This is a genomic window from Mycolicibacterium canariasense (assembly GCF_002101555.1).
Classification (GTDB): Bacteria; Actinomycetota; Actinomycetes; order Mycobacteriales; family Mycobacteriaceae; genus Mycobacterium; species Mycobacterium canariasense.
Genome location: NZ_LQOL01000040.1, coordinates 19,405 through 44,101, shown reverse-complemented (window position 1 = coordinate 44,101; position 24,697 = coordinate 19,405). Strand labels below are relative to the sequence as shown.

General features: G+C 69.6%; 22 protein-coding genes. 7 read left to right on the top strand and 15 right to left on the bottom strand.

Translation table 11 applies throughout. The features are described 5' to 3' along the window. Positions 1-110: 110 nt before the first annotated feature. Positions 111-731: a hypothetical protein gene (locus AWB94_RS08960; RefSeq protein WP_062659262.1), complete on the top strand. Its 621-nt coding sequence runs from the start codon at positions 111-113 to the stop codon at positions 729-731. On the opposite strand, the gene AWB94_RS08955 is transcribed toward AWB94_RS08960, so the two are convergent. From AWB94_RS08955 to AWB94_RS08945, 3 genes are read right to left on the bottom strand one after another with little or no spacing between them, the layout of a single operon-like run. Further along, on the bottom strand, positions 728-1,132 hold the full coding sequence (locus AWB94_RS08955) for a secondary thiamine-phosphate synthase enzyme YjbQ (protein ID WP_062659263.1): 405 nt from the start codon (positions 1,130-1,132) through the stop codon (positions 728-730). The genes AWB94_RS08960 and AWB94_RS08955 overlap by 4 nt on opposite strands. A 4-nt stretch (positions 1,133-1,136) precedes the next feature. Continuing rightward, positions 1,137-2,483 carry a replication-associated recombination protein A gene (locus AWB94_RS08950; protein ID WP_062659264.1) on the bottom strand — a complete coding sequence of 449 codons (1,347 nt, stop codon included), beginning with the start codon at positions 2,481-2,483 and terminating at the stop codon, positions 1,137-1,139. Positions 2,484-2,515: 32 nt separating this feature from the next. Next, a complete protein-coding gene (locus AWB94_RS08945; RefSeq protein WP_062659265.1) occupies positions 2,516-3,346 on the bottom strand; it encodes a DUF3097 domain-containing protein in 831 nt (276 codons plus the stop codon). Positions 3,347-3,458: 112 nt separating this feature from the next. On the opposite strand from AWB94_RS08945, the gene AWB94_RS08940 reads away from it, so the two are divergent. Next, complete coding sequence (locus AWB94_RS08940) at positions 3,459-3,944, top strand: MerR family transcriptional regulator (RefSeq protein WP_062659266.1); 486 nt, start codon at positions 3,459-3,461, stop codon at positions 3,942-3,944. Next, the gene (locus AWB94_RS08935) at positions 3,941-4,960 is read left to right on the top strand and encodes an NAD-dependent epimerase/dehydratase family protein (RefSeq protein WP_062659267.1); all 1,020 of its coding nucleotides are present in this window, start codon (positions 3,941-3,943) and stop codon (positions 4,958-4,960) included. Before AWB94_RS08940 ends, AWB94_RS08935 begins: the two co-directional genes overlap by 4 nt. Here AWB94_RS08935 and AWB94_RS08930 read toward each other — a convergent pair. Genes AWB94_RS08930 through AWB94_RS08910 form a run of 5 tightly spaced genes read right to left on the bottom strand, consistent with a single transcriptional unit; the run spans position 4,950 to position 13,351 of the window. Beyond that, positions 4,950-5,981, bottom strand: coding sequence for a zinc-binding metallopeptidase family protein (locus AWB94_RS08930; RefSeq protein ID WP_062659268.1), 1,032 nt, complete (start codon positions 5,979-5,981; stop codon positions 4,950-4,952). The two genes, AWB94_RS08935 and AWB94_RS08930, sit on opposite strands and share 11 nt — an antisense overlap. 11 nt (positions 5,982-5,992) lie before the next feature. Next, the gene (locus tag AWB94_RS08925) at positions 5,993-6,859 is read right to left on the bottom strand and encodes a transglutaminase family protein (RefSeq protein ID WP_084395454.1); all 867 of its coding nucleotides are present in this window, start codon (positions 6,857-6,859) and stop codon (positions 5,993-5,995) included. Then, positions 6,856-9,546 (bottom strand): circularly permuted type 2 ATP-grasp protein, encoded by a 2,691-nt coding sequence (locus tag AWB94_RS08920; protein ID WP_084395455.1) that lies wholly within the window; start codon positions 9,544-9,546, stop codon positions 6,856-6,858. Before AWB94_RS08920 ends, AWB94_RS08925 begins: the two co-directional genes overlap by 4 nt. Next, positions 9,546-12,839, bottom strand: a complete 3,294-nt coding sequence (locus tag AWB94_RS08915; RefSeq protein ID WP_062659269.1) for a transglutaminase family protein — start codon at positions 12,837-12,839, stop codon at positions 9,546-9,548. The genes AWB94_RS08920 and AWB94_RS08915 overlap by 1 nt, the downstream gene beginning before the upstream one ends. Positions 12,840-12,880: 41 nt before the next feature. Next, entirely contained in the window at positions 12,881-13,351 is a 471-nt protein-coding gene (locus AWB94_RS08910; protein WP_062659270.1) for a winged helix-turn-helix transcriptional regulator, read from the bottom strand. 104 nt (positions 13,352-13,455) lie between these two features. Here AWB94_RS08910 and AWB94_RS08905 point away from each other — a divergent pair, with 104 nt between their 5' ends. Then, entirely contained in the window at positions 13,456-14,640 is a 1,185-nt protein-coding gene (locus AWB94_RS08905) for a thiolase family protein (protein WP_062659271.1), read from the top strand. A 22-nt stretch (positions 14,641-14,662) separates the two neighbouring features. Here the strand turns inward: AWB94_RS08905 and AWB94_RS08900 are convergent, their stop codons facing one another. From AWB94_RS08900 to aspS, 3 genes are read right to left on the bottom strand one after another with little or no spacing between them, the layout of a single operon-like run. Continuing rightward, positions 14,663-16,027, bottom strand: a complete 1,365-nt coding sequence (locus AWB94_RS08900; RefSeq protein ID WP_062659272.1) for a hypothetical protein — start codon at positions 16,025-16,027, stop codon at positions 14,663-14,665. A 37-nt stretch (positions 16,028-16,064) separates the two neighbouring features. Then, positions 16,065-16,511: a nitroreductase family deazaflavin-dependent oxidoreductase gene (locus AWB94_RS08890; protein WP_062659273.1), complete on the bottom strand. Its 447-nt coding sequence runs from the start codon at positions 16,509-16,511 to the stop codon at positions 16,065-16,067. Further along, positions 16,504-18,285, bottom strand: a complete 1,782-nt coding sequence (aspS, locus tag AWB94_RS08885) for an aspartate--tRNA ligase (RefSeq protein WP_062659274.1) — start codon at positions 18,283-18,285, stop codon at positions 16,504-16,506. The genes AWB94_RS08890 and aspS overlap by 8 nt, the downstream gene beginning before the upstream one ends. A gap of 126 nt (positions 18,286-18,411) precedes the next feature. Between aspS and AWB94_RS08880 the strand changes: the two genes are divergently transcribed. After that, complete coding sequence (locus AWB94_RS08880; protein WP_062659275.1) at positions 18,412-18,906, top strand: SRPBCC family protein; 495 nt, start codon at positions 18,412-18,414, stop codon at positions 18,904-18,906. Between the two features lie 6 nt (positions 18,907-18,912). Here the strand turns inward: AWB94_RS08880 and AWB94_RS08875 are convergent, their stop codons facing one another. Beyond that, positions 18,913-20,388, bottom strand: a complete 1,476-nt coding sequence (locus AWB94_RS08875) for a carboxylesterase/lipase family protein (protein ID WP_062659276.1) — start codon at positions 20,386-20,388, stop codon at positions 18,913-18,915. A 68-nt stretch (positions 20,389-20,456) separates the two neighbouring features. Between AWB94_RS08875 and ypfJ the strand changes: the two genes are divergently transcribed. Then, positions 20,457-21,347, top strand: coding sequence for a KPN_02809 family neutral zinc metallopeptidase (ypfJ, locus tag AWB94_RS08870; protein WP_062659363.1), 891 nt, complete (start codon positions 20,457-20,459; stop codon positions 21,345-21,347). Then, on the top strand, positions 21,344-21,871 hold the full coding sequence (locus AWB94_RS08865; RefSeq protein ID WP_062659277.1) for a DinB family protein: 528 nt from the start codon (positions 21,344-21,346) through the stop codon (positions 21,869-21,871). Before ypfJ ends, AWB94_RS08865 begins: the two co-directional genes overlap by 4 nt. Positions 21,872-21,880: 9 nt before the next feature. On the opposite strand, the gene AWB94_RS08860 is transcribed toward AWB94_RS08865, so the two are convergent. The 3 genes from AWB94_RS08860 to AWB94_RS08850 all read right to left on the bottom strand — a co-directional run bounded on the left by AWB94_RS08860 (position 21,881) and on the right by AWB94_RS08850 (position 24,525). Continuing rightward, entirely contained in the window at positions 21,881-22,900 is a 1,020-nt protein-coding gene (locus tag AWB94_RS08860) for an Rv2578c family radical SAM protein (RefSeq protein WP_062659364.1), read from the bottom strand. Positions 22,901-22,943: 43 nt separating this feature from the next. Further along, positions 22,944-23,996, bottom strand: coding sequence for a class I SAM-dependent methyltransferase (locus AWB94_RS08855; RefSeq protein WP_062659278.1), 1,053 nt, complete (start codon positions 23,994-23,996; stop codon positions 22,944-22,946). A 97-nt stretch (positions 23,997-24,093) separates the two neighbouring features. Then, on the bottom strand, positions 24,094-24,525 hold the full coding sequence (locus tag AWB94_RS08850) for an Rv2576c family protein (protein ID WP_276055072.1): 432 nt from the start codon (positions 24,523-24,525) through the stop codon (positions 24,094-24,096). Positions 24,526-24,697 lie beyond the last annotated feature (172 nt).

Here is a 24,697-nt window from a genome sequence, read left to right as displayed (position 1 = left end):
GGCTGCTCATCGCACCGTTTACCCCATTGTGCGTGGCGCGGCGCGGGAGGACAGTTGTGGGTGACCGGTGGCGCCACCGGGGCGCTGCCCCGACCCGAAGGGGGTGGACCGTGTTCGCACGTTCTACCACGGTGATGGCGCGCCTGGACAGGATCGACGCCGGGATCGCGCACGTCCGCGACGAGGTGATGCCGGCGTTGCCGGAGCTTCCCGGCTGGGTGGGATTGTCCCTGATGGTCGACCGCGAGTCCGGCCGGTGCATCATCGCGACGGCGTGGGAGTCCGAGGACGCGATGCGTTCCAGTTTCGAGGAGACCGCGGCGATGCGGAACCGGGCGGCCAACGAGTTCGGCGGCACGGCCTGGGCCGAGAATTGGGAGATCGCCGTCCTGCACCGGGAGCACAGCTCGGATCGACGCGCCTGTGTGCGGGCCACCTGGGTATCGGTGCCGCCGGATCTGGTGGACGCCGGGATCGACTATTTCCGTGGGGCGGTCCTGCCGCAGGTGGAGCACCTACCTGGGTTCTGCAGTGCCAGCCTGCTGATCGACCGCACCACCGGTCGCGGGGTGTCGTCGGTGTCGTTCAGCAGCCACGACGCCATGACGGACAACCGGGATCAGGCCACCGCGCTGAAGGTCGCCTCGATGCGGGCCGCGGGCGCCTCCGAGGTCGACGAGGCCGAGTTCGAGCTGGCCATCGCCCACCTGCGGGTGCCCGAGCTGGTTTAGCCGCGTAGGAAGCTCAGCCGCACCGAGCGGTGCGGGTTGTCCCGGTTGAGATCGACCAGCACGACGCTCTGCCAGGTGCCCAGCAGCGGCGCACCATCTGCGACGGGCACGCTGACCGACGGGGACACCAGCCCCGGCAGCACGTGATCGGCGCCATGGCCGGGGGAACCGTGCGCATGCCGGTAGCGGTCGTCGCGCGGCAGCAGGCGCTGCAGCGCATCCACCAGATCGTCGTCGGATCCGGCGCCGGTCTCGATGACGGCGAGCCCGGCGGTGGCGTGTGGGACGAAGATGTTCACCAGACCGTCGCCGCCGTGGCCGGCGCAGAATTCGCGCACCGCCTCGGTGAGGTCGACGATCCGCCGCCGGGTGGTGTCGACGTCGAGGACTTCGGTTTTCATCGGTTCACCGCTTCCGTCGCACGATGGCCCGCAGCTTGTCCAGCCGGGTCCCGATCTCGCGTTCGGCTCCGTGTGTGGTGGGCCGGTAGTAGTCGGTACCCACCAGCTCGTCGGGCGGATATTGTTGGGCCGCAACACCACCCGGCGCGTCGTGGGCGTACTGGTAGCCGATCGCGTTACCCAGTTTGGCCGCCCCGGAATAGTGGCCGTCACGCAGGTGCGCCGGCACCAGCCCGGCCTTGCCCGCCCGAATATCGGCCATGGCCTGCCCCAGCGCGGTGGTGACGGCGTTCGACTTCGGCGCGGTGGCCAGGTGCACCGTCGCGTGCGCCAGCGTGAGCTGCGCCTCCGGCAGGCCGATCAGCTGCACGGTCTGCGCGGCGGCCACCGCGGTCGGCAACGCGGTCGGGTCGGCCATCCCGACGTCCTCGCTGGCCAGGATCATCAGCCGGCGCGCGATGAACCGCGGGTCCTCCCCCGCCGTCAGCATCCGGGCCAGGTAGTGCAGCGCGGCGTCGACGTCCGACCCGCGGACCGACTTGATGAAGGCACTGATCACGTCGTAGTGCTGGTCACCGTCGCGGTCGTAGCGCACCGCGGCCTGATCCAGCGATTGTTCGACGATCTCGACGGTGATGACGCCGGCCGCCCCTCCGGCTGTTTCCGACGCCACTTCCAGCGCCGTGAGGGCGCGGCGCGCATCCCCGGCCGACAGTTTGACCAGCAGTTCCACCGCGTCGTCGTCGATGCCGACGGCGCCGCCCAGCCCGCGCGGGTCGGCGACCGCCCGGCGGATGACGGTGCGGATATCGTCGGGCCCCAGCGGTTGCAGCTGCAGGATCAGCGACCGGGACAGCAGCGGGGCCACCACGGAGAAGGACGGGTTCTCGGTGGTCGCCGCGACGAGGAGCACCACCCGGTTCTCCACGGCCGCCAGCAGCGCGTCCTGCTGGGTCTTGGAGAACCGGTGCACCTCGTCGATGAACAACACGGTCTGTTCGCCCCGAATGGCCGAGTGGCGAGCCGTCTCGATCACGGCGCGGACCTCTTTCACCCCGGCCGACAACGCCGAGAGCGCCTCGAAGCGGCGGCCGGTGGCCCCGGAGATCAGCGACGCCAGGGTGGTCTTGCCGGTACCGGGCGGGCCGTACAGGATGACCGAGGCCGCGCCGGAACCCTCCACCAGGCGGCGCAACGGTGAGCCCGGTTTGAGCAGGTGCTGCTGGCCGACGACGTCGTCGAGGGTGGCCGGGCGCATCCGGACGGCCAACGGGCTGGCCGCCGACGGCGCGTCGATGCGGGCGGAGGACGACGACTCCCCGCCGGGTACATCGAACAGGCTGTCAGACACGCTCCCTGCTTACCACGAGGTCACGACAGCGCTCAGGGGGCCGTCACGAAGTCGATGAGCTCCTCGACCCGGCCGATCAGTGCGGGTTCCAGGTCGTTCCAGTCCCGCACCCGTCCGCGGATGCGCTGCCAGGCGCCGGCGATATCGGCCTGGGTGGCATGCGGCCAGCCCAAGGCGGCGCAGATACCGTGTTTCCAATCCGTGCCGCGCGGGATCACCGGCCACTGCTGCATGCCGAGCCGGGCCGGCTTGACCGCCTGCCAGATGTCGATGAACGGATGCCCGACCACCAGGGTGTGCTCACCCCCGGGACCTTTGCGCACCGCTTCGGCGATCCGGGACTCCTTGGAGCCTTCGACCAGATGATCGACCAGCACGCCCAGCTTGCGCCCGGGTCCGGGCTGGAACTCGGCGACGATGGCGGACAAGTCGTCGACGCCGCCCAGGTATTCGACGACCACACCCTCGATGCGCAGGTCGGCACCCCACACCTGCTCCACCAGTTCGGCGTCGTGGCGGCCCTCGACATAGATCCGGCTGGCCAACGCCACTTTGGCTTTCGCACCGGATACCGCCACCGAACCGGACGCGGTGCGCACCGGGGCCTTGGCCACCTTGGGCACGGTCAGGATGACGGGTTTGCCCTCGACCAGGAAGCCCGGGCCCATCGGGAAGGACCGGATCCGGCCGTGCCGGTCCTCCAGCTCCACCCGGTTGTTCCCGACACGCACCACCGCTCCGACGAACCCGCTGGTCGGCTCCTCGACCACCAGGCCCTTGTCCGCCGGGTGTTCGACGGAGCGAACCCGCTTGGGGGTGTGCGGGTTTCGGGCCAAGATGTCGGAACCGTAGCGATCAGTCACCGGGCGATCTTAGGAAGCCCTGCCGGTTTTACGACGGTGCGACATGCCCTCGTCGCCCGACCGTGACACACGAGCTTGACTTGAAGCGCTTCACGTTCGGCAGAGTGGTGGCATGACGATCGACCTGGCCGGGCGGGCCACCGGTGACCTCACCATCGCGCAGGTGTCCAAGCGCACCGGCCTGGCGGAATCGGCGTTGCGGTACTACGAACGCGTCGGCCTGCTGGAACCGGTGCCCCGGGACGAGAGCAGTGGTCACCGCAGATACCCGCCGGACGCCGTCGCGGCGGCCGAGGCGCTGGCCTGCCTGCGCGGCACCGGTATGTCGGTGCGCGACATGCGGCGCTATGTCCAGAACATGCGCGGCGACCCCGACGACGCCGGCGCCGCGGCCGGACAGCACCGGCTGTTCGCCGAGCACGCGCGGCGGCTCGGCGACGAGATCGCCCGCTTGGAACTGCGGCGGCACTACGTCGCGGCCAAGGCGCGGATGTGGGCGGCCCGCGACAGCGGTGACCGCGACACCGAAGAACGCCTGATCCCGGAGCTCATCGCGCTCGGCGATCAACTACTGAAGCAGGAAGGCGCACAACGTTGACCGACGACAAGCAGCCGGTACTCGTCACGGGCGGCTCGGGATTCCTTGCCGGGCATACCATTACGCAGCTACTCGCGGCGGGCCACCCGGTTCGCTGCACCGTACGCTCGGCCGCCCGGATCGCCGAGGTACGTGACACGCTGGCCCGGGCCGGCGCCGACACCCGCCGGTTGAGTTTCGCCGTCGCCGACCTCGCGCAGGACTCCGGGTGGGCCGACGCCGTGTCCGGCACCGCCGATGTACTGCACATGGCCTCGCCGTTCCCGCCGCAGCAGCCCGACGATCCCGACGAGCTCATCGCGCCGGCCCGCGAAGGGACCCTGCGGGTCCTGCGTGCCGCGGCCGCTTGCGGCGTCCGGCGGGTGGTCCTCACCTCGTCGTTTGCCGCAGTCGGCTACAGCCCGCGGCCGTCGGGCTGGGTGTACGACGAGGCGGACTGGACCGACACCGCCGACGAGAACAGCCCCTACGTGCTGTCCAAGACGTTCGCCGAACGCGCCGCGTGGGATTTCGCCGCCGCCCATCCGGGCGCACCGGAGCTGGCGGTGATCAATCCCGTCGGCGTGTTCGGTCCGGTGCTCGGGCCCGACCTGTCCAGCTCGGTGGGCATCATCGCCGCGCTGCTCCGTGGCCAGCCGTCGCCGTTGCCACGGGCATCCTTCGCCGTCGTCGACGTACGGGACGTGGCCGACCTGCATCTGCGCGTCATGACCGCGCCGTGCGCGGCGGGGCAGCGTTACCTGGCCAGCGCCGGCGAGGCGGTCACCCTGCCCGAGATCGCGGCCACCCTGCGCAGCCGCCTGGGTGCGCGGGCCGCACGCGTCCCCGACCGGGTGGCCGACGACGACGCGTTCCGGGCCGCCGCGGCACAGCGACCGGAGCTGCAGGTGTTCGCCGGGCTGCTCGGCGAGCCCAAACGGGTCAGCAGCGCCAAGGCCGCCGCCGAACTGGGCTGGCAGCCACGCTCGGCCGCCGACGCGGTGACGGCCACCGCGGAGAGCCTGCTCACGCCGTAGCGGTCGTCACCTCGTCGATGACGGTGTGGATGAAGCGCATCTTCTCCAGCACGGCCGGTGGTAGCACGAACGGGTACAGGTCATCCTTGCCCATCGAGCGGTTCTCCATGTTCAGCGCCCACGCCAACGGCAGCCACATTTCGATGATGGTGTCGAACCCGCTGGGCCCCAGTACCTTTCGTTCGAGGGTAGCGCTGGCCGGGGCGAACCCGAACGCCGCCGAGGTGTCCAGGGTGTCGCGGATGTGCAGGTAGTGGGCGAAGGTCTCGGCCCAGTCCTCGGCCGGGTGCATGGTGGCATACGACGAGACGTAGTCCGAGTCCCAGCCCGCCGGCGCGCCGTCTCGGTAGTGCCGGTCCAGCGCGGCCTGGTAGTCGGCGTCCGGATCGCCGAACAGCTCCTCGAACTGCTTGCGGTAATCCGGCGTCGACCCGACCAGCCGGTAGTAGTAGTAATGGCCGATCTCGTGGCGGAAATGCCCGAGCAGGGTGCGGTACGGCTCGGACATCTCGACCCGCAGCTGTTCGCGGTGCACGTCGTCGCCCTCGGCCAGATCCAGGGTGATCACGCCGTTGACGTGCCCGGTCAGCACCTGCTGATGCTCGCTGGAGAGCAGGTCGAAGGCCAACCCGTAATCGGGGTCCAGGTCACGCCCGACGAGCGGCAACCGCAACTCGTACAGCTCGGCGATCAGGCGCCGCTTGGCCTTTTCGGCGATCGCGAAGGCCGCCAGCGCCTTGTCGTCGTCGTCACCGGGCCGGGTACGGGTCAGTGTGCAGGACACGCAGAGGCGTTGATCGGCGGTCCGCACCAGCCAATTGCATTCGGCCAGATGAAGATTGGCACAAAGCTGGTATTCGGCGTGGTCGACCGCACCGGCGTTCACACTCGCCTTGCCGGTGGTGATGACCAGCAAGGCCATATCGTCGAGCGAAAAACCCAGCGCCGCACCACAGGACAGACACACCGAGTTCTCGAAGGCAAGCCGCTGACCACAGTTCGGACACGTGAAGTCCCGCATGCACTCTCCCCCTAATACGGTGCGACGTCGACCGCGACGTCTATCACGCTACTCTCCGAGTCGGTGTAGATGATGCCGCGCAACGGGGGAACGTCGGCATAATCGCGCCCGAAGCCGACGACGACGTAGCGTTCGTCGATCAATTGGTCGTTGGTCGGGTCGAAGGCCACCCAGCGGTCCCCCGGCGTCCACACCGACGCCCAGGCGTGGGTGGCATCGACGCCGACCATGCGCTCCTTACCGGGCGGCGGGTCGGTGGCCAGGTAGCCCGAGACATAGCTTGCCGCCAGCCCGTTGGCCCGCAGGCAGGCGATGGCCAGCCGGGCGAAATCCTGGCACACGCCCTCACGCGCGGCCAGCACCTCGGCCACCCCGGTGGAGACCGTGGTGGATCCCGGTAGGTAGGTGAAGTCGGTGTAGATGCGGGTGGTGAGTTCGCGCACCACGTCGATCAGCGGTCGCCCCGGCGTGAAAGTGGGTGCGGCGTAGGCGATCACGGAGTCGTTGATCTCCGGTGGCACCAGGTCCATGGCGAATTCGCAGGCCAGCCCGGCGGGCCGGGCCCGCTCCCAAGGCATCCGCAGCTCGTCGCCGTCGTACTGGTCGGGCGGCGGCACGTCGACTTCGACGACCGAGCGGCTGGTCACCGTCAGCATACGGTGGTGTTGGGTGACGTGGAAGTACGAGCTGATGTTGCCGTACGCGTCGCGGCCGGTGGAGCTGTCGGCCGGCTCGGGATCCACCAGCAGCTCGTGGGCCAGGCACCGCTGCCGCGAGGAACTGCGCGGGACGAGGAAGCCGCGGCCGTAGGAACTGGTGACCACGTCGGAGTACCGGTACGTGGTGCGGTGGGTGATCTCGTAACCCCGAACGGTCACGGTAATTCGCGCCTCTCGTCGGGTCCCCACAGCGGCTGCATGCCGCCGGGCAGGGACAGGTGCGACGCGGTGATCAGGCCGGAGAGGTCGCGCAGGCCGGCATGGATGCCGTCGAGCAGATCGGCCAGTTCGGTGCGGGTGCCGCCCCGGGCGTCGGCGGTGACCAACTCCAGGTCCTGCGGGTCGGTGCGGCGCAGCCGGGCGGCGATCTCGTCGACGAGTCGTTCCGGGCGCGACGCACCGGAGGCCGACGGCAACCGCTTCAGCCCGATCCGCAGCCGCTCCAACTGATAGGCCAGCGAGCGCGGATTCTCCCCGTCGAACAGCACCAGGTCGGCCAGCGCGGCCAGGCTGATCTGGCCCAGTGTCCTGCGGCGGTAGATCACCGACGATTCGCAGGCCACCAGCGTGGATTCGGTGATGGTCTGTTCGGCGTCCGGGGCACGCACATCGGTGAGGGTGGCCCGCAGCAGTGCGGTCAGCCCGAGGCCGCGCTCGATGCGTTTGCCGATGTCCATCATCGTCCAGCCGACGTCCTGCACCATCGACTCGGCGGCCATCCCGGACAGTGCCAGCATGCCCGCCAGCGTCTGACTGTGTGCGGCCGCCAGGTACGCATCGCCTTCGGTTTGCGACTCCGGCGGGGTGGCGGTGCGGTGCCCGACGGCGCGCTCCACCGCGGCCAGCACCATCCAGGTGTCGTTGGACATCTGGTCGCGCACCCCGCGTGCGGCCAACCCCAGCCGTTCCACCGACTGCGCCAGCGATCCGGGCCGGCGCCGGTCGGCGGTCACCTCCCACAGGGTGCTCGGCGCGATGGCGATCATCTCGTGGTCGTCGCCGCCGCCGGTGTGGGTACCGGTGACCCAGCCGATCGCCGCGAGCAGCACCGGCACGCAGAGGCTGCCCGCCATGTCCTGGCGGTACCGGTATTCGTGATAGCGCTCCCGGGTGACGGTGAGCAACCGCGCCATGTGCTCGGCGCGCTCGGCGTACCTGCCCATCCAGAACAGGTCCGACAGCACACGCGGCGAGGTGACCGCCCGTGTCGGGCTGGGCGTCATCACCGGAGCCGCTGCGGCGGCGACATAGGTCGGAGCCGGCTCCACCGACGGCGCCGGCACGGCCCTGACCCGGTCCGGGGTGCGCACCCAGATATCCTTGGCGGCAACGGTATTCAGCGTGTAGGCCGAACTACCTTGAGCCGGAAGGAATCCCAGGCCGCCGATCATGGGTGCGTAACCGCCGCGCTGCGCGACCGTGAACAGCCGCATCCCCACACTCGCCGCGGACAGCCCACCCTTGTAGTAATCGGTGGGCGCCGAGGAGAACTCCGGCAGCTCCTGGCCCACCCAGCGCCACGGGGTGGCCGCGATCTGCGCGCCCAGTTCCTCGCGGCGGCTCGGCGACAATGTCGGTCCGACGATGGTGCGCCCGCCGTCGACCGGTTTGATCAGCAGCGCGGCCAGATTGGCCCGGATGTGCGAGAGCTCGTTGGGGTACCCGGCCCAGTACACCCCGCCGCTGTTCAGCTGGGGTGTCTCCCCCACCAGCAGCTCGGCCAGCTCGGGCAGGAAGCGAAGCAGCGCAGGGCTTTCCAGGATGCCGCTGCCCAGGGTGTTGACCACCGTCACCGCACCGCGGCGGAGCACCTCGACCAGCCCCACCACGCCGAGCCGGGAGTCGGCACGCAGATCGAGCGGGTCGACGTACTCGGCGTCGATGCGGCGCAGCACCACGTCCACCCGTTTCAGGGTGCCCAGCGAGCGCATCCACAACCGGCCGTCGCGCACCACCAGATCGGCGCTCTCCACCAGCGGGAAGCCCAGCACGGTGGCCAGATAGGCCTGGTCGAACGCCGTCTCGGAGTGTGCCCCCGGGCTGAGCACCACGACGACGGGTTCCTCGGCGGTCTCGGGCGCGGCGTCGATCAGCGCCAGCCGCAGGGCCTGCGCCCACGGCGAGGCCGGGCGCGGCCCCACCCGCTCGTACAGTTCGGGGACGGCGTGGGTGATGACGCGCCGGCCGGCCATCGCGTACCCGGCGCCCGACGGCGCCTGGGTCCAGTCGGCGTTCACCCGGAAGGTGCCGTCGGCGGCGCGGCTGATATCGCACGCGTGCAGGAAGAGCTGATGGTGGCCGGGCACCTCGATACCGTGCGCGGCCCGCACATAACCGGGATGGGCGAACAGCAATTGCGGTGGCAGCACCCCGCTGGTGATGGACCGCCGGTCGCCGTACAGGTCGGTGAGCACGGCGTCCAGCAGCCGGGACCGCTGCACCAGACCCGTTTCCAGGGTGTTCCAGTCGCCGGCCGACACCAGCAGGGGCAGCGCGTCCAGATGCCACGGCATCGCGACGCCGTTGCTGGCCGGTGCCGAGGGGTCGACGTGGACGTAGGTGATGCCGTCGTCGTCGACCAGGCCGCGCACCGTGGCGCGCAGCTGGTCCAGGCCGCCGCGGCCGCGGTCGGCGACGCACTCGGCGAGCTCCTGCCAGGTGGGGCGGATAGCGCCGGCGGGGTCCACGAATTCGTCGTAGCCGCTGCCCGCCATGCCGCGGATGTCGAAGAGGGCCTGCTGCGCGCGGGCAGCGCGATACCCCACCAGCACATCCTCGGTGGAGCCCGGGGTGGTGGCGGTCACACCGATGTTCGGCTCCGGTGAGCCGTTCGTGCGAAGGACCATTACCGCAGAACGGTACGCACCCGGCGCAAGTCGAGGATGCCCGGCGCGCCCATATCGGTGGACTGCCGGGCCTGCTTCTCCCGGATATCGGACAGGTCCACCCGACCCGGTGTGAATCCCGCCACTTCGAACCGACGTCCGCGGCGGGATTCGGCCTCGACGGCGTTGACCGGTGGGGTGTCGTAGGCCCGCCCGCCCGGGTGCGCGACGTGGTAGGTGCACCCACCCTTGGAGGTGCCGGTCAGCACGTCCACGAGCTCGAAACGCAGCGGGGCGTCGACGGTGATGGTCGGGTGCAGCGCGCTGGGCGGTTGCCAGGCCCGGTACCGCACCCCGCCGACCTGGACGTCGGCCTTGTCGGTGGCCAGCAACGGGATCGGGTGGTCGTTGGCGGTGACGACATAGCGGTGCCGGTCGGCCCCGATCAGGCGCACCTGCACGCGTTCCACCGAGGAGTCGACGTAGCGCGCGGTGCCGCCCGCGGTGGACTCCTCACCGAGCACGTTCCACGGTTCGATGCCGCCGCGCAGCTCGAGTTCCACCCCGTCGAACACCGCGGTACCGATCCGCGGGAAGCGGAACTCGGTGAACGGATCCAGCCAGCTGGTGTCGAAGTCGACGCCGTGCGCACGCAGGTCGGCGGCCACATCGGCGATGTCCTGAATCAGGAAGTGCGGCAACAGGTATCGGCCGTGCAGGTTCTCGCCGTGCCGGATCAGCGGCGCGCGCAGCGGTTCGTCCCAGAACCACGCCACCAGCGACCGCACCAGCAGTGACTGCACCATCGCCATCTGGTGGTGCGGCGGCATCTCGAAGCCACGCAGTTCCAACAGACCGAGCCGGCCCCGCGGGCTGTCGGGGCTGTAGAGCTTGTCGATGCAGAACTCGGCGCGGTGGGTGTTACCGGTGATGTCGGTGAGCAGGTGCCGCAGGGCGCGGTCCGTCACCCACGGTTTCGACGCGCCGATCTCGGTCAGCCGCGCGATCTCGGCGAAAGCGATCTCCAACTCGTACAACGCCTCCGAGCGGCCCTCGTCGACCCGCGGGGCCTGCGAGGTGGTGCCGACGAACCGGCCGGCGAACAGATAGGACAGCGACGGGTGGCGCTGCCAGTAGGTCAGCAGCGACACCAGCAGATCGGGGCGGCGCAGCAGTGGCGAATCGGCCGGGGTGATCCCGCCGAGGGTGATGTGGTTCCCTCCCCCGGTGCCGCCGTGGGTGCCGTCCACGTCGAACGACTCGGTGGACAGCCGGGCCAGCCGGGCCTGTTCGTACAGCGTCTCCAGCTGCGCCAGCTGCTCGGCGAAGGTGCCCGTCGGTGCGACGTTGACCTCGATGACCCCGGGGTCGGGGGTCACGGTCATGGCCGTCAGCCGGGCGTCGTGCGGCGGCCCGTACCCCTCGATGACCACCGGCGTGTCGATCTCCGCGGCGGCGGCTTCGATGCGCGCCACCAGGTCGGTGAAATCGTCCAGGGTGTCGGTGGGCGGCAGGAAGACGTAGAGGAAGCCGGCGCGGATCTCGGCCACCAGCGCCGTGGTGGGGGCGTCCTCGGTCTCCTCGACCGGCGCCTGCTGCGGGGCGGGACCGAGCCGCAACGCGCCACGGGAGGTCAGCGGGTCCGCCTCGAAGGTGCGGCGTGGCGGCTGCCAGCTGATCGAGTTGAGCGGCAGCCGCAGGCCTGCCGGTGAATCGCCCTCCAGCAGGACGATCCGGCCGCGGCGCAGTTTCCAGTCCGCGCTGGCCCAGCCCGAGTCGTCCTCGCGGCGATGCAGGGGCAGCACGTGGGCGGCGGGCTCGGCGACGGGCTCGTCGAGTCGGGCCAGCAGGGCGCCGCGCCGGTCCGCGTCGTCGGCGGCCAGGTCGTCTGCGGGCAGCACCGGGTCGCCGGCCGGCCGGCGTACCGCGGCGGCCAGCCGGCTCAGGGCGTCCTCGTAGGCGGGGCGCACCTGCGTCGCGGGCAGCCCCAGTCCGGCCGCGACGGCGGCCAGCAACCGGGCGTCGGATCCGTCGGGAACCGGTGTCGGCAGGCTTTCGGCCCACGGGTCGGCCAGCAGTGTCGGATCGCTCCACACCGGCTCGCCGTCCGGTCGCCAGAACAGTCCGATCTGCCAGCGCGGCAACGGTTCTCCGGGATACCACTTACCCTGGCTGCGCTGCACCAGGCCGTGCGGGGCCCACACCTTCTTCAGCCGGGCGGTCAGCGCGGAGGCGCGCTGCCGCTTGTGCGGGCTGTCGGCCTCGGTGGTCCATTCGGGGTCGGTCTGATTGTCGACGGATACGAACGTCGGCTCGCCTCCGACGGTCAGCCGCACGTCGCCGGCCGCCAGCCGAGCATCGACCTTCTCCCCCAGATCCACGATGGCCGACCAGGCGGCCGGTGTGTAGGGCAGCGTGACCCGGGGGTCCTCGTGCACCCGGGTCACCACGTTGGTGAATTCCAGGGTGGTCTCACACGGGCCGGTGGCACCGGTGATCGGCGCAGCCGACTCCGGGTGCGGGGTGGCCGACAGCGGGATGTGCCCCTCCCCGGCGAACAACCCGGAGGTGGGGTCCAGCCCGATCCAGCCGGCACCGGGGACATAGACCTCGGTCCAGGCGTGCAGATCGGTGAAGTCGGCGGCCGGGCCGGACGGGCCGTCGAGCGCTTCCACGTCGGAGGTCAGCTGGACCAGGTAGCCGGACACGAACCGCGCGGCGTAGCCCAGCTTGCGCAGGATGGCGACCAGCAGCCACGCGGAATCCCGGCATGAGCCGATCGCGGTGCGCAGGGTGAAATCCGGCGCCTGCACGCCGGGTTCCATCCGGACGCTGTAGCCGACGTCGGCGTTGACCGCGCGGTTGAGCGCCACCAGGAAGTCGATGGTCCTCGTCTTGGCAGGGACCGTGAAGTTTTTCACCCACGCCGCGGTCAGCTCGTCGGATCCCTCGACGGGTCGCAGGTAGGGCTTGAGATCCTCGGCCAGCGCCGCCGGATAGGCGAACGGAACCGTCTCGGCCCAGTCCTCGATGAAGAAGTCGAAGGGGTTGATCACCTTGAGATCGGCGATCAGGCCGACCGTGATGGTCAGGCTGCTGGCCCGGTTCGGAAACACCAACCGGGCCAGGTAGTTTCCGAACGCATCCTGCTGCCAGTTGATGAAATGGTCGGCCGGCTCCACCTGCAGCGAGTAGGCATCGATCGGGGTGCGGGAATGCGGCGCCGGGCGCAGCCGCACCACGTGCGGGTACACCTCCACCAGCCGGTCGAACGTGTAGCTGGTGCGGTGCTCCAGCGCCACCTTGATTCCCATGACGGGAATCCCATCACACCGTCGGTCACATCGCAGCGCTGTCAGCGCCGCGGCTTCATCCGGATGCCCAGTTCCTCGGCCGGCACCCGGTGCCCCTCGGCGCACCGCAGCTCGACGGCCACCTCCGCGCCGCAGTCCAGGTGGGTGAGCCGCAGGGCGCTGTCCTTGACATGTTTGCGGCCCCATTCGAACATCGCCCACACGACGGGCATCAGGTCGGCGCCGGCCTCTGTCAGCACGTACTCGTCGCGGCTGCGCTGCCCGGGTTCCTGGTAGGGCCGCTTGGTCAGCAGCCCGGCCTCCACCAGTTCGGACAGCCGCGTGGAAGCGGCCGCCTTGGTGATCCCGACGCGGCGGGCGAAATCGTCGAACCGGGTGGTCCCGTAGAACGCCTCGCGCATGATGAGCATGGCCGATTTGGTGCCGACCAGCCCCATGGCCTTCTCGATCGGGCAATGCCCGACGGCCGACCAGGCATCGCGGTCCGCGAGCACTCCTTGCAGAACTGTCATACACATCACTCTACCTCTGGGTTGATGTGGATATACCCAGGTGTTACATCTGAGTATAGATAGCAATACTCAGATGAGATTGCCCGGCTCAGAGGAGAGCACACATGTCCGGATACTCAGGTCGTGACGCGGTCATCGTCGGTGCGGTACGCACCCCGATCGGCAAGGGCAAGGCCAACGGTGCGTTGCACGACGTCCTGCCCGCCGACCTGTTGGCACACAGCCTGCGGGAACTGACCGCGCGCACCGGCGTCGATCCCGCCCTCGTCGACGACGTGATCGCCGGCGCCGTCACCCAGGTCGGTGACCAGGCCGTGAACATCGCCCGCAACGCGCTGCTCGGCGCGGGCTTCCCCGAGACCGTGCCGGGCACCACGGTGGACCGTCAGTGCGGCAGCAGCCAGCAGGCCGTCAGCTTCGCCGCCCAGGGCGTGCTGGCCGGCGCCTACGACATCGTCATCGCCGCGGGCGTGGAATCCATGTCACGGGTACCGATGGGCACCTCGGTGCTGCCCGGCAGCGATCCGTTCGGCCGCGACATGGCCGCCCGCTACCCGGAAGGCCTGGTACCCCAGGGCATCAGCGCCGAGCTGATCGCCGCCAAGTGGAAGCTGTCCCGCGCCCAGCTGGACGAGTTCTCCGCGGGCAGCCACGAGAAGGCGGCCGCGGCCACCAAGGCCGGGCTGTTCGACGGTGAGCTGGCGCCCATCGCCGGCCTGAGCACCGACGAGATCATCCGGCCGGGAACCACCGTCGAGACGCTGGCCGGGCTGCGGCCGGCGTTCTACAACGAGGCCTACGCGGCCCGGTTCCCGCAGATCAACTGGGAGATCACCGCGGGCAACTCGTCGCCGCTGTCCGACGGCAGCGCGGCGGTGATGATCACCAGCGGCGCGACGGCCGCCCGGCTGGGGTTGCGTCCGCTGGCCCGGATCCACACCACCACCGTCGTCGGCTCGGACCCGCTGTACATGCTGACCGGTGTCATCCCGGCAACCGAGAAGGTCTTGGCCCGTGCCGGTTTGACACTGGCCGACATCGACCTGTTCGAGGTGAACGAGGCGTTCGCGCCGGTAGTGCTGAGCTGGGCCGCCGAGACGGGAGCCGACCTGAAGAAGGTGAACGTCAACGGCGGCGCCATCGCCATCGGCCACCCGCTGGGCGCCAGCGGGGCCCGCATCATGACCACGCTGGTGCACGCGCTCGAACAGCGCGGCGGCCGCTACGGCCTGCAGACGATGTGTGAGGGCGGCGGCATGGCCAACGCCACCATCATCGAGCGGTTGTAGGCGCCGGTGACCGCGGGTGCGGTCAGTACTCGACGGACGCGGACAACCCGAAATCCGCGAACGCCGCGGTGACCGCGTCCGCCAGTGCCGCGGCCGAATTGGGCCCGGTCACCCGCCACGACGCGACACTGAGCGACATCCGGTCGCGCAGGAAGGCCACGGCCAGCCACAGGTGACCGCCGCGACCGGCGAATTCGGCAGCGGTGACACCCGGTTCGGCCATCCGGGCGTCGAAGTAATCCGCGTCGGTGCCGTCGGGCCGGTTGACCGCGGGCGGCAACTCACCGATGTTCGAGCATCCGATGGGTTGCCCCACCTTGAGCACCACCTTCTCCAGTCGGCGCACCAAGATCCGCGGGACGAACGGTGTCAACGGCAGTGGCGCCAGCGTCGCGTCTCGGGTGTCGGCCATGTCGACCAGGGCCTGTTTCAGGTCGCGGCGCAACCCGCCGAGGTCGCCGAGCACCGCCTCCGGGTCGACCAGCACGGTGATCGTGTTGAGCGCGTTGCCGGTGGTCTCCCCCGCCGCCCGCTCACTGACCGGGAACGACAACATCGCCCGGCCGCCGGCATCGACGCGTCCCATCCGGTGTCCCAGCCGTGCGACCACCGCCGCGAACAGCACATTGCGGGTGCCGCCGAGCGCCGACGCCACCCGGTCGAACTCGGTGAGATCCACCCGGACCGCCAACGTCGGCACCGAGGCGATCTCGTCGGCGGCCCGCACTGGCGACACCGTCTTCGCGGAGTCGGCCGACTCGTCCTTCTGCTCGCGGGCGATGCGTGCGGCACCGAGCACGGCCGACGGTACGTGCCGCAGGGTCCGCGCTGTCGCACCGAGGTCCTGGCGCAACGCGGTGGCCAGGCTGCGTGCCCGCGGCGGCGGGTACACCAGAGCGTGCCCGCTGCCGTCCACCGCGTCGGCGATCGACCCGATGATGCCGCCCGCGTCGGAGACGGTGTGCGACACCACGAGTGACACCGCGTCGCCGCCTCCCACCAGGGGCTGCACCGCCAGGTGCCACACCGGGCCACGCTCGGGGTCGACCGGCACCGCCGACCGCGCGGTCACCCACTGCCACACTTCGTCGCGGGGGCACGCGGCGGCCATCACCTCGATGTCCGCCGGACCGGGGCCGGCCACCCAGCGGTGCCTGCCGAACGGCAGCGGTGAACGTTCCAGGCGGCGGCCCAGCATGGTGCGGCCCAGGTTGCGGCTCAGCCGGCGCAGGCCGTCCAGGTCGACGCCTCGGTCGTAGATCCAGGTGAATTGGATGACCGGCCCGCGGCCCAGTGCCCGCAGCGCCGTGTAGGACGCTTGGTCGATGTAGGCGATGGTGTTGTCGCTGTGCGTACGCTTTGGGCCGGTAACGGCACGATCTGGCACGATTCGCCCCCTGGCTTGTTTTTGCCAGAGTAAGTGATCAATCGCGCTGCAGCTCGAACAGTGGGATGGCGCGATCGGTCTTGGTCTGGTACTCCGCGAACACCGGGGCCAGTTCGACGATCTTGGGATAGGCGGCGGCCCGCTCGTCGGCCGACAGCTCGCGCGCGGTGACGTCGTACGCGTCGGTGCCGATCTCGATGCGGGCCTGCGGGTGGGCACGCAGGTTGTGCACCCACGCCGGGTCCTTGGGCGCACCGGCGTACGAGCCGACGATCAGGATCTTGCCGTCGACCTCCAACGACGCCAGCGGCGAGAGCCGCGGCTGACCGGATTTCGCCCCCGTGGTGTGCAGCAACAACAGCGTGCCGCCCTCGAAGGCCGCGACCTTGCCGCCGTTGGCCCGGAATTCCTCGACCACATTGCGGTTGAATTCGTCGAGGGCCGCGGTGTCGGCGAGCAGCTTGTCCTTGTCGATATCAGTCATGCTTGCTGTCAGCGACCTTGGGCTTGGCATCTATTCCCGACTCCTTGCGCTGGGCCGCGGTGATCGGCGCGGGCGCGTCGGTCAGCGGGTCCACGCCGCCACCGGACTTGGGGAACGCGATGACCTCGCGGATGGAGTCCACCCCAGCCAACAGCGCGGTGATGCGGTCCCAGCCGAAGGCGATACCACCGTGCGGCGGGGCGCCGAAAGTGAAGGCGTCCAACAAGAATCCGAACTTGTCCTGAGCCTCGGCGTGGTCGATGCCCATCATCGCGAACACCCGTTCCTGGACATCGCGGCGGTGGATACGGATCGACCCGCCGCCGATCTCGTTGCCGTTGCACACGATGTCGTAGGCGTCGGCCAACGCGGTTGCAGGATCGGTGTCGAAGGTGTCCACCGACTGCGGCTGCGGCGCGGTGAACGCGTGGTGCACCGCCGTCCAGGCCCCCGAGCCGACCGCCACGTCACCCGAGGCGGTCGCATCGTCGGCCGGTTCGAACAGCGGCCAGTCCACCACCCAGGTGAACGCCCACGCCGCCGGGTCGATCAGGTTCAACCGTTTGGCGATCTCGATCCGGGTGGCACCGAGCAGGGCCCGTCCCGCCTTGGGGGTGCCCGCGGCGAAGAAGACACAGTCACCCGGCTGCGCGCCGACGTGCGCGGCCAGCCCGTCGCGCTCGGCGTCGGTGAGGTTCTTGGCGACCGGACCGCTCAGCGTGCCGTCCTCGCCGACCAGCACATAGGCCAGGCCCTTGTGGCCGCGCTGCTTGGCGAACTCCTGCCAGCCGTCCAGCGTGCGGCGCGGCTGCGACGCGCCGCCCGGCATCACCACAGCACCGACGTACGGTGCCTGGAACACCCGGAACGGGGTGTCGGAGAAGTAGCCCGTGCACTCGACCAACTCGACGCCGAAGCGCAGATCGGGTTTGTCGGATCCGAACCGGCGCATCGCCTCGTCGTAGCTGATGCGCGGCAGCGGCAACGGCAGGTCGTGGCCGACCAGCGCCCAGACCGCCTTGAGCACCTGCTCGGAGATCGCGATGACGTCGTCGGCCTCCACGAAGCTGAGCTCCATGTCCAGCTGGGTGAACTCGGGCTGGCGATCAGCCCGGAAATCCTCGTCCCGGTAGCACCGGGCGATCTGGTAGTACCGCTCCATCCCGGCGACCATCAGCAGCTGCTTGAACAGCTGCGGGCTCTGCGGCAGCGCGTAGAACGAACCGGGCTGCAGCCGGGCCGGGACCAGGAAGTCACGGGCGCCCTCCGGGGTGGACCGGGTCAGCGTCGGCGTCTCGATCTCGACGAAATCGTGCTCGGCCAGCACCCCGCGCGCCGCGGCATTGATCTTGGAGCGCAGCCGGATTGCGTTACCGGGGCCCTCGCGGCGCAGATCCAGGTAGCGGTATTTCAACCGGGCTTCTTCACCGGCGGTCTCGTCGAGCTGGAACGGCAGCGGGGCGCTCTCCCCCAGCACCGTCAGCGTGGTGGCGTTGACCTCGATGTCACCGGTGGCGATCTCGGAGTTGGCGTTGCCCTCCGGCCGGATCTCGACGACGCCGGTGACGGCGACGCAGAATTCCGCACGCAGCCGGTGCGCCTGCTCCAGCACGGCCGCATCCCGGAACACCACCTGCGAGACGCCGGAAGCGTCGCGCAGGTCGATGAAGATGACGCCGCCGTGGTCGCGCCGGCGCGCCACCCAACCCGCCAGGGTCACCGTCTGACCGGCGTCGGTGGACCGCAACGAACCGGCGGCGTGGCTGCGCAGCACAAAAACTCCTCATGAAGACGGGTGGAACGACTGAGCCAGTCTAGAGAGTGCGATCGGTCCGTCCCGACACCGCTACACGGTGGGCATTCCCCGGACCACCCCGGATAGGGTCGACGGGTGCCCAGAATGTATCCGTGCGAACCCGTTGATCTGGACTTCATCTCCGAGGCACCGTTCCGATTCGTCAGCACCGTCGACTTGGCCATCACCCCGGAGCAGGTCTTCGAGGTGCTGGCCGACGCCGAGTCCTGGCCGCAGTGGGCGTCGGTGATCACCAAGGTCACCTGGACCAGTCCGCAACCCTACGGGGTGGGCACCACCCGCACCGTGCACATGCGCGGCCACATCGTCGGGGACGAGGAGTTCCTGTCCTGGGAACCGTACAGTCACATGGCTTTCCGGTTCAACCAGGCCTCCACCAACAGCATCGCGGCGTTCGCCGAGGATTATTGGGTGGTGCCCACCGGGGATGGCTGCAATCTCACCTGGGTGATGGCGATGAAACCGAACGGCACCGCCGCCCGGCTCGGCATGACGGTGTTCCGGCCGGTGATGGCCTGGATGTTCCAGCGCTTCCTGCACAATCTGCGCCGGTACACCGACCGGCGCTTCGACGTCTGAGGCGCGCTAGTACAGACCGGCCCAGGCCCCGCGCCGGCGCTCGTCCGGGTCGCAGACGGTCATATCGCGGGCGCTGCCGATCAGCCGGGTGGCCCGGCGCCGCGCGTCGTAGTAGGGCCACTCCTGCAACCCACCCTTGGCGAATTCGAGCCAGGTGCGCTGCATGCGCCTGCCCACGCCCGGCTGCACCCGCCGGCCCAGCGGATGCAGCTTGCGGCCCAGATACGAGCCGTAGCTGTGTTGGATGTGCACGATTTCACTGCCGTGGGTGGCGCCCAGACCGAGTGCACGCAGCGTCCAGGTGGTGTGGTCGAAGCGATACATGTGGGTGGGCGCCCAGCCGCTGTAGGCGTCGGCGAACGCCCAGGTGGGCGCGCCGAACATGGCATCGGAGCCGAAATCGACCAGCGCCCGCCGGCGCGGGTAGGACGGGTAGGCGGCCAGCACCCGGTCCCGGGCGTGCGGTGCCCGGCGCGCGAAGAAACCGTCGACACCTGCCGGCGTGGTGGGCAGCATCGGCGGCTTGCCCCAGGCGAACATCGAGGCCTCGTGACTGTTGGTTCCGATGATCAGCGGTATCCGGTGGACCGCGCCGGCCCTGGCCGCCTCGATGGGATGCTGCGGCAGCAGGTCCACACCGTGCGTGAGTCCGTATGCCAGCGTTGGGGTGTCGGCGGCACTGGCGGCCTGGATCATGCCCGCGGCCCGGCGCAACCTCCGCTGCGGCAACTGTTTGAGGTGGCGCGGGTCGGCGCCGAGTTCACCGAGGAACGCATGCGCTTGCCGGGCCCTGGTCTGCCGGTCGGCGATCAGTGGCAGCGCGGGACTCTGCGCGATGGCGCGGGTGAACAGCCCGTCGGCGGCCGGGCTGGCCAGCAGCGCCAATACCGATGTGGCCCCAGCGGATTCACCGAAGACGGTGACCCGCTGCGGGTCCCCGCCGAACGCGGCGATATTGTCGCGCACCCACTGCAATGCCGCGATCTGGTCCCGCAGGCACAGGTTGTCGTCGAACCCCTCGCCCAGCTCACCGAGCTCGAAGCCGCCGAACACGCCGAGCCGGTAGGTGACGTTCACCACGACCACGTCGCCGTTGCGGGCCAGCCGGGATCCGTTGTACAGCTGCAACTGTCCGGCTCCGTAGACGAACGCACCGCCGGGAATCCACACCATGACCGGCAACGAGCCGGACACGTCGGGCGACCATACGGTGACCGTGAGACAGGCCTCGTCCCGCATCTTCGGGTCGTCGCGACCGCCGCCGACGAAGGACCGCCCCTGCGGCGGTAGCGGCCCGTGCTCCAGCGCATCACGCACGCCGGACCACGGTCGTAGCGGCTGGGGTCCCCGGAAGCGCAGGTCGCCCAACGGCTGTTCGGCGTAGGCGACCCCGCGCCACACCCCGACACCACTCTCGGTGTCGCCGCGCAGCCGGCCGTGCGAGGTCGTCACGATCGTCGGAAGTTCGGCGACGATGGACACACCGCAATCGTAGTGTGGAAAGCTGAGCCCAGCCGGGTGCCGACATGCAGATGGGGGTGGTGGGGGCGATGACCTTCAACGAAGGCATGCAGATCGATACGAGTACCACCTCCAGCAGCGGCGGTGGGCGCGGGCCTGGCCGCGGTATCGCCATCGGCGGTGGCCTGGGCGGGCTGCTGATCGTGGTGGTGGCGATGTTCCTCGGCGTCGACCCCAACGCCGTGCTCGGGCAGAACGAGGTCGCACAGAACCAGGAGTCGGTCACCCCGGGATTCGACGTGTCCCAGTGCAAGACCGGCCGCGACGCCAACGACATCCTGGGCTGCCGCATCATCGCCACCGGAAACTCGGTGGACGGGGTGTGGAGCCACCTGCTCAAGGGCTACACCCGGCCGCAGGTGCGGTTGTTCACCGGGCAGGTGAACACCGGCTGCGGTCCGGCCACCACCGACGTCGGCCCGTTCTACTGTCCGGTGGACCAGACCGCCTACTTCGACACCGACTTCTTCCAGGTACTGGTCGACCAGTTCGGTTCCAGCGGCGGGCCCCTGGCTCAGGAGTATGTGGTGGCTCACGAGTTCGGCCACCACGTGCAGAACCTGCTCGGCGTGTTGGGCCGGGCCCAGCAGGGCCCCGGCGGCGCCGAGGGCAACGGGGTGCGCACCGAGTTGCAGGCCGACTGCTACGCCGGCGTGTGGGCGCACTACGCGTCGGTCACCAAGCAGGAGAGCACCGGCGTTCCGTTCTTGGAGCCGTTGAGCGACAAGGATATTGCCGACGCGTTGTCGGCGGCCTCGTCGGTGGGCGATGACCGCATCCAGAAAGCCGCCACCGGCCGGATCAACCCCGAGCAGTGGACGCACGGTTCGTCGGCCGAACGGCAGAAGTGGTTCACCACCGGTTATCAGACCGGCGATCCGAAGAAGTGCGACACCTTCGCCGCCCGGGATCTGGGATGAGCACCGACCCGATCGTGCCGGACGCCAAGGACTGGACCTGGGTGCTCTCCCGGCCGTGCCCGGAGTGTGGTTTCGACGCGGCAGGTACGGGACACGCCGAGGTCGCCGACCTGATCGCCACCGACGCCACCGAGTGGGTCGACCGGCTCACCCGGGCCGGGGTCAGGCAACGCCCGGCGCCCGGCGTGTGGTCGATCCTGGAGTACGGCTGCCACGTCCGCGATGTGCACCGCATCTTCGACCATCGGGTGCGGTTGATGCTGTCGCAGGACCAACCGCGGTTCCCGAACTGGGATCAGGACGCGACAGCACTGGCCGACGACTACCCGTCGCAGGATCCCGCGACGGTGGCACGGGAGTTGTTCCAGGCGGCCACCGCGGTGGCCGACACCTACCGGTCCGTGCCCGAGGACGCCTGGTCCCGGCGCGGATTACGCAGCAACGGAAGCGAATTCACCGTCTCGACGATCGCCGTCTATCACCTGCACGATATCGTGCACCACGCCTGGGACGTCGGCCGCTAGCAACCCGTCTCAGAACAGGGTGGGGTGCGCCGGTGCCGCGACTTCGGAGGAAACGGCACCGGCGCCCGCCATGGGCGGCGTTGCGCGCCCAGTCAAGCCGTACCGGGACACCAACGGTGCCACCCGGGTACGGAGTTCGTTGCGGTAGTCGGCCGGCAGGTAGGCGCCGCGCCGGTACAACCGCCGGTATTCGAAGACGAGTTCGGGGTGCGTGGCCTGCAGCCACTGCATGAACCAGCCGCGGGTGGAGCCCCGCAGGTGCAGGCCGAACACCGTCACCCCGGTGGCGCCGGCCGCCGCGATCCGGCCGAGCAGGTCGTCCAGATGCTCGGTGGAATCGGTCAGCCGCGGCAGCACCGGGGCCACCATCACATGACAGTTCAGCCCGGCCTCGCGGATCGCGCTGATCAGCCCGAGCCGCGCCTGCGGGGACGGGGTGCCCGGCTCCACCTCGCGGTGCAGGTCGGGGTCCCCGATCGCCAACGATATCGAGACGCTCACCGGAAGCGACTGTGCCGCTTCGGAAATCAGCGGCAGGTCGCGCCGCAGCAGGGTGCCCTTGGTCAGTATCGAGAACGGTGTTCCGGAGGCCGCCAGGGCACGCAGGATGCCCGGCATCAGCGCGTACCGCCCCTCGGCCCGCTGGTAGGGGTCGGTATTGGTACCCAGGGCCACCGTCTCCCGCGTCCACGACCGCCGTGCCAGTTCACGTTCCAGAACGTCGACGACATTGGTCTTCACCACGACCTGCGAGTCGAAGTCGGCGCCGGGATCGAAATCCAGGTATTCGTGTGTGGGCCTGGCGAAACAGTATCGGCAGGCGTGTGAGCACCCGCGGTACCCGTTGACGGTGTAGCGGAACGGCAGCATCGAGGCATCGGGCACCTTGTTCAGCGCCGACTTGCACAGCACCTCATGGAACGTCATGCCCTCGAACTGCGGCATGCGCACGCTGCGGACGAACCCCAGGCGCTGCAGGCCCGGCAGGGCGCCGTCATCGACGCGTACGCTTTGCCTGTCCCACCGCATGGACATATCGAACAACTGTTCGATACGAGTTGTCAAGCGGCGTCTACGGCCTCGCCTCGAACACCAGGTTGAACGGGGTTTCGGTGGCGCGCCGGAATCGGGTGAAGCCGCCGTCGGTGACCATCACCTGCTTGAGCCGGCGCTCCCCTGCCTGCGCGCCGAGTGCCGGGCCGTGCTGCGCCAGCGAGACCGGTACGCAGATCATCGAGGACGCCCCGTAGAACACCCGGCCGACCGGGTTGAGGTTGTCGGCGACGTTGTCACCGGCGAACGGCTCGACGAGCAGGCAGTGCCCGTCCGGTTTCAGCGCCTGGCGGGCGTGCCGGGCCGCTCCGCCCGGATCGGCCATATCGTGCAGACAATCGAAGAAGGCGATCAGGTCGTAGTCCGCACCGTCGTAGGTCGTGGCATCGCCCACCTCGAAGGAGACGTTGGTCAACCCCGCCTGCGTCGCATGCTCGCGCGCCGTCGCGATCGACGCGTCGTGGTAGTCGACGCCGACGAACCGCGACGCCGGAAAGGCCTGCGCCATCAGGATTGTGGTGACACCGTGCCCGCAGCCGATGTCGGCGACGGCGGCCCCGGCGCCCAGCTTGTCGACGACGCCGTCCAGGGCGGGCAACCAGGAGTCCAGCAAGCCGGCCTGGTACCCGGCCCGGAAGAAACGCTCGGTGCCGCGGAACAGGCACGGGTCGTGCTCACCCCACTCCATGCCCGCGCCGGTGCGGAAGTTCTGCACCGCCCGGGCCTTCACGTGGAAGAGGTCCTCCACCACCGCATAGCCGCCGGGCAGGTCCACCGGGCCGTTCGGATCGGCCAGGCACAGCGCCTGTTCCTCGCTCAGGTAGTAGCGGTCGTCGGCGGCGTCGTATTCGACGTAGCCGCCGGCGGCCTGATTGGCCAGCCACTCCCGCACATACCGTTCGTCGGTGCCGGTCCCCGCGGCCAACTCGCCGGCCGTACATCGGCTCTGGGTCAGTGCCCGGTACAGCCCGAGCTCATCGCCGATGAGGACGAGCGCGGCACTCATCGCCGCACCCAGATCACCGATCGCCCGGCCCAGAAACGCCTGGAGTTTGTCTTCGTCGATGGCCATCGCCGGCTCCTTCGCCCATGGTTATGGACGCTTCGGACGCTACGCGCGTCCGTGCCGCGACGGAGCCGTTCGAGCAAAGTTCTCGGTCAGTGCGCGGTTACCACTGCGTGCCCTGGCACACCACGCTGTACGGCGCGTCCTGCGCGACGATGACCTGGTTGTCCACGGCGACCTCGCAATGCGGGTTCGGCGCGCCGACACCACCCTTGGTGGTGCTGCTGACCTGCAAAATGGCCCACTGCGGATCGGCCAGCGTGGTCTCGAAGACGAAGGGCCGGTCCGGCGCGACGTTGATGGTCTCGCGCTTCACATACGAGTACGCGTCGGCGTTGTACGCGGCCTTGTCGGCCGGCTGGGCCGTCAGATACAGCACCTGGAAGTCGTAGGGGGCCGTCGACGTCAGCGTGTAGCGAACTTGGTGACCCGCAGCCGGCTCGGCATGGGCCACGCCGGTTACCCCGGCGAGCGCCGCTCCCGAAACCAGCACCGCTGAAACCGTCGCCCCGACCTTGCTCATACCTTTTCGCATGTCCGTCACATCGCCGGACGCTACCCGATCGTTACACCCGCGGGGTCCGCGCCTCGGCGGCGCCGGCGAACATCGGACCAATACCGGTCGACCAACAGGTTAATTTGTTCGTCACATTCAGACATTCCACAGAAACTTGCCAGCTCTAACGTGCCGATTCGACACACGTCCC

What these genes read in the sequence shown, in the direction of transcription:
- AWB94_RS08955 (WP_062659263.1), bottom strand. Translation starts at nt 1,132, where the DNA reads ATGAAAACCGAAGTCCTCGACGTCGACACCACCCGGCGGCGGATCGTC.
- AWB94_RS08940 (WP_062659266.1), top strand. Translation starts at nt 3,459, where the DNA reads ATGACGATCGACCTGGCCGGGCGGGCCACCGGTGACCTCACCATCGCG.
- AWB94_RS08930 (WP_062659268.1), bottom strand. Translation starts at nt 5,981, where the DNA reads ATGCGGGACTTCACGTGTCCGAACTGTGGTCAGCGGCTTGCCTTCGAG.
- AWB94_RS08920 (WP_084395455.1), bottom strand. Translation starts at nt 9,546, where the DNA reads ATGGTCCTTCGCACGAACGGCTCACCGGAGCCGAACATCGGTGTGACC.
- AWB94_RS08915 (WP_062659269.1), bottom strand. Translation starts at nt 12,839, where the DNA reads ATGGGAATCAAGGTGGCGCTGGAGCACCGCACCAGCTACACGTTCGAC.
- AWB94_RS08910 (WP_062659270.1), bottom strand. Translation starts at nt 13,351, where the DNA reads ATGACAGTTCTGCAAGGAGTGCTCGCGGACCGCGATGCCTGGTCGGCC.
- AWB94_RS08905 (WP_062659271.1), top strand. Translation starts at nt 13,456, where the DNA reads ATGTCCGGATACTCAGGTCGTGACGCGGTCATCGTCGGTGCGGTACGC.
- AWB94_RS08890 (WP_062659273.1), bottom strand. Translation starts at nt 16,511, where the DNA reads ATGACTGATATCGACAAGGACAAGCTGCTCGCCGACACCGCGGCCCTC.
- AWB94_RS08880 (WP_062659275.1), top strand. Translation starts at nt 18,412, where the DNA reads ATGTATCCGTGCGAACCCGTTGATCTGGACTTCATCTCCGAGGCACCG.
- ypfJ (WP_062659363.1), top strand. Translation starts at nt 20,457, where the DNA reads ATGACCTTCAACGAAGGCATGCAGATCGATACGAGTACCACCTCCAGC.
- AWB94_RS08865 (WP_062659277.1), top strand. Translation starts at nt 21,344, where the DNA reads ATGAGCACCGACCCGATCGTGCCGGACGCCAAGGACTGGACCTGGGTG.
- AWB94_RS08860 (WP_062659364.1), bottom strand. Translation starts at nt 22,900, where the DNA reads ATGCGGTGGGACAGGCAAAGCGTACGCGTCGATGACGGCGCCCTGCCG.
- AWB94_RS08855 (WP_062659278.1), bottom strand. Translation starts at nt 23,996, where the DNA reads ATGGCCATCGACGAAGACAAACTCCAGGCGTTTCTGGGCCGGGCGATC.
- AWB94_RS08850 (WP_276055072.1), bottom strand. Translation starts at nt 24,525, where the DNA reads ATGCGAAAAGGTATGAGCAAGGTCGGGGCGACGGTTTCAGCGGTGCTG.